Consider the following 3,095-nt stretch of genomic DNA (forward strand, 5'->3'; position numbering starts at 1 on the left):
AAACAGGCTCAACTTAAAACTTATCCTTATTTTTGCCAGCACGTTTGTGGCTGTGATGATGGTATTCATTTTGGCTATCTTTTTATACATACCAAGCAAAGACGAAATTGATGAACGTAGAGCAGATATGGCTGTACTAAAAAAATATCCGCTACAAATTCGAGAAAGTGATGGTGAAACATTGGTGAGAATAATGAGGAAAAATTGCTACTCGTTTGAACCGAGTAGTGTCAAAGAAAAAACGTATGACTGGTGTCAGATCGACCCTAAAAAATACTAGTTGATCGGTACTTTGCTTGGTTTTTCTCATTACAAATCAAATTACAGCAAGCGCAAAATTGCCCGACTTTGAAACATGGCTTTAGCCATCTTTCAAAGCATCGAGCTGAAATTTCGCATAAGAGATTTTATGTTAAATAGGTTCGATTAAGCAGATCGTCTTCTAATTTTGAACATTGCTCATCATCAATGACTCCGGTAATACTTTGTAGCCACAACCCATCTGCTGCTAAACGAAGTAACTCTAAATCAGGATGACTATCCGTTTCTGCATGTTGAGATAATCTATTTTTTAGCCATTCCATCCAAATTTTATTAAAGGTAGGCTCTGTGATCATAGTCATTGATAACGCTGACCAAGCAGAAACCACCCCATCTATTTGATGGATAAAAGGACTATGAATATAAGCTCGTGTGAATTTACCATATTCTGTTGGATCGCGTTTAATCAAGTATTCAACTGTTTGATCTAAATCAAGAATTATTTGATTGAACATTTCTTCTATCAAATTTTTTTTATTCGGGAAATGGTGAAATACCCCCCCTTTTGTTATACCTACTGCTGTAGCAATATTTTGAATAGAAACACCAGAAATACCCTTTTGAGAAACAAGAATAGTTGCCTGTTCAAGGATGCGCTTTCGAATAACCTCTGGTTGCTTCTTTTGTTGCCGAATTTCTTTCACTTAATGACCTGCTGATTGCGAAAATAAATTAATAATTATTACGCCAGATACGATAAAACCAATTCCAATTAAAGCAGGATTATCTAGTGTCTGTTTAAAAACAAAGTAGCCAACTACAGCAGTTAGAACAATCCCAACACCAGCCCATATAGCGTATGCGATACCTAAAGGGATTGTTTTAATAACTTGTGATAATAAATAAAATGCCGTGCTAAAAAAAATAAAGACCATCACGCTTGGAAAAAGTTTTGTAAACCCTTCCGATTTAACTAAAAAACTACTTCCAATCACTTCGGAAACTATTGAAAATCCAAGTAATACATAAGCGAGTAACACACTGTTCATAAGTAATCATACCTAAAATACCCATCGGAAGGTATGTTAAATTTTCAAAAAAAAATTATCAATAATTATTTTAGATTTTCTAAAATTAACATAATACAACTTATACGAAACTGATATTTATTTTCCTTAAATATCAATGTTATATTCTAATCTTAATACCCCATTCTAGCCCGTATGGGGTTTTTTTATAATTATTCACGTTCCACGCTTAATATTTAAACAATGTTCCACGTTTTTGATTAGATATTTTAATCATTCCAGTAAGAGCCGAGCGAGTGTCTACGAGCGACCACCTGGCATTAAAATTTTGCCCCTGCCTTTTCCCTGATTACAAGCTCCCTTTTGCTTCATAACGAAAGATACAGAGCATCCCGAATGGGTGCGAACTTTGGAGCTTTTGCTTTTCAAAAAGTATGAGCGAAGCGAATACATTACCAATGCTTTTGCTTTTAGATTTCACAAACAGGATTAACCAAAAACTGCCCCACGAAGCGAGGAACGAGCTTCAATAGAGTACGAGCTTTAGCGAGTACATAGGGCAGTTTTAATAGTTTTTCCCTTTTTAATAGTTTTAATAGTTTTAATAGTTTTAGACAGCATGAAAGCCTTATATAGCAATACTCTTCAGCCTCATACAACGACAGATTTACCCTTATACAACGACAGATTTACCCTTATACAACGACAGATTTACCCTTATACAACGACAGATTTACCCTATATAACGACAATAAAAAATAATGTTGTTGTTTTAATTAACGCTTTTATAATATAGTGTCGTTTTATTGCAGAAAAATAATCCTTAAACCAAATGAAAAATGATCTAGTTATAAAAAGTAATACTCTTGTTGAAGCTTGCTTTAATCTCAGTTTGACTGAATATCGAATACTACATGTAGCCTTCACTGAATTAGCTGAATATGAAAGTGATAAAGGCTTATTCCACACACGAGAATTTAGAGTATATGCAAAAGATTACTCCAAGCTATTTAATACTGATGAATCCGATGCTTATAAGGTATTAAGGGATGCAAGTGAGCGATTATTTAACCGTTACTTCACGTATGATCGGGTCTATCAAAAACCTGATTTTATAGAATGTGTTAAATCGAGATGGGTACAAAAAATTAGTTATGCAGATACGCAGGGATATATTAAATTTCAGTTAGCCGATGATGTTTTTAGCATGATTGGACAACTGAAAGATTGTTTCACACGATATAGATTATCTAAAACAGCCCAATTAACGAGCGTTTATGCTATTCGCCTTTATGAAATGATGATTCAATGGCAAAGCACGAAAGTTGTTCCAGTAATAGAATTAAATACGTTAAGAGAACGCCTTGCTATTGAGGAGCATGAATATCCTAGAGTCTATGATTTTAAGAATCGTGTCTTAGACCCTGCTATTAAACAAATTAATAAATATACAGATATCACAGTAAGTTACGAACAACACAAGCAAGGACGTATCATTTCTGGGTTTTCATTTAAGTTTAAGCAAAAAAAAGACGATAAACCTAAAATTAATACTAAGCGTGACCCTAACACCCCTGACTTTTTTATAAAAATGACCGATGCACAACGCCATTTATTTGCCAATAAAATGTCAGAAATGCCTGAAATGAGTAAATATTCAAAAGGTACAGAAAGCTACCAACAATTTGCTATTCGTATCGCTGACATGCTTTTAGAGCCTGAAAAATTTAGAGAACTTTACCCATTTTTAGAGAAAGCAGGATTTAAATCATGATGCAACTGGAGAACCTAACAGCCAATTTTCAA

General features: G+C 34.1%; 3 protein-coding genes and 1 pseudogene. 2 read left to right on the plus strand and 2 right to left on the minus strand.

The window, feature by feature from the left end; all coding sequences use genetic code 11:
• Nucleotides 1–280: pseudogene (locus FTV41_RS15105) on the plus strand (hypothetical protein); the annotation flags it as partial.
• 127 nt (nt 281–407) lie between these two features.
• Here the strand turns inward: FTV41_RS15105 and FTV41_RS14080 are convergent.
• Together FTV41_RS14080 and FTV41_RS14085 are read right to left on the minus strand one after the other, a co-directional pair.
• A complete protein-coding gene (locus FTV41_RS14080; protein WP_179991715.1) occupies nt 408–965 on the minus strand; it encodes a TetR family transcriptional regulator in 558 nt (185 codons plus the stop codon).
• Nucleotides 966–1,310: an SMR family transporter gene (locus tag FTV41_RS14085; RefSeq protein ID WP_045125031.1), complete on the minus strand. Its 345-nt coding sequence runs from the start codon at nt 1,308–1,310 to the stop codon at nt 966–968. It lies immediately after the preceding gene.
• Nucleotides 1,311–2,121: 811 nt separating this feature from the next.
• On the opposite strand from FTV41_RS14085, the gene repM reads away from it, so the two are divergent.
• The gene (repM, locus tag FTV41_RS14090; protein ID WP_087554602.1) at nt 2,122–3,063 is read left to right on the plus strand and encodes a replication initiation protein RepM; all 942 of its coding nucleotides are present in this window, start codon (nt 2,122–2,124) and stop codon (nt 3,061–3,063) included.
• Nucleotides 3,064–3,095: the final 32 nt, after the last annotated feature.

The sequence above is a fragment of the Acinetobacter sp. YH16051 genome, assembly GCF_013417135.1.
GTDB lineage: Bacteria > Pseudomonadota > Gammaproteobacteria > Pseudomonadales > Moraxellaceae > Acinetobacter > Acinetobacter towneri.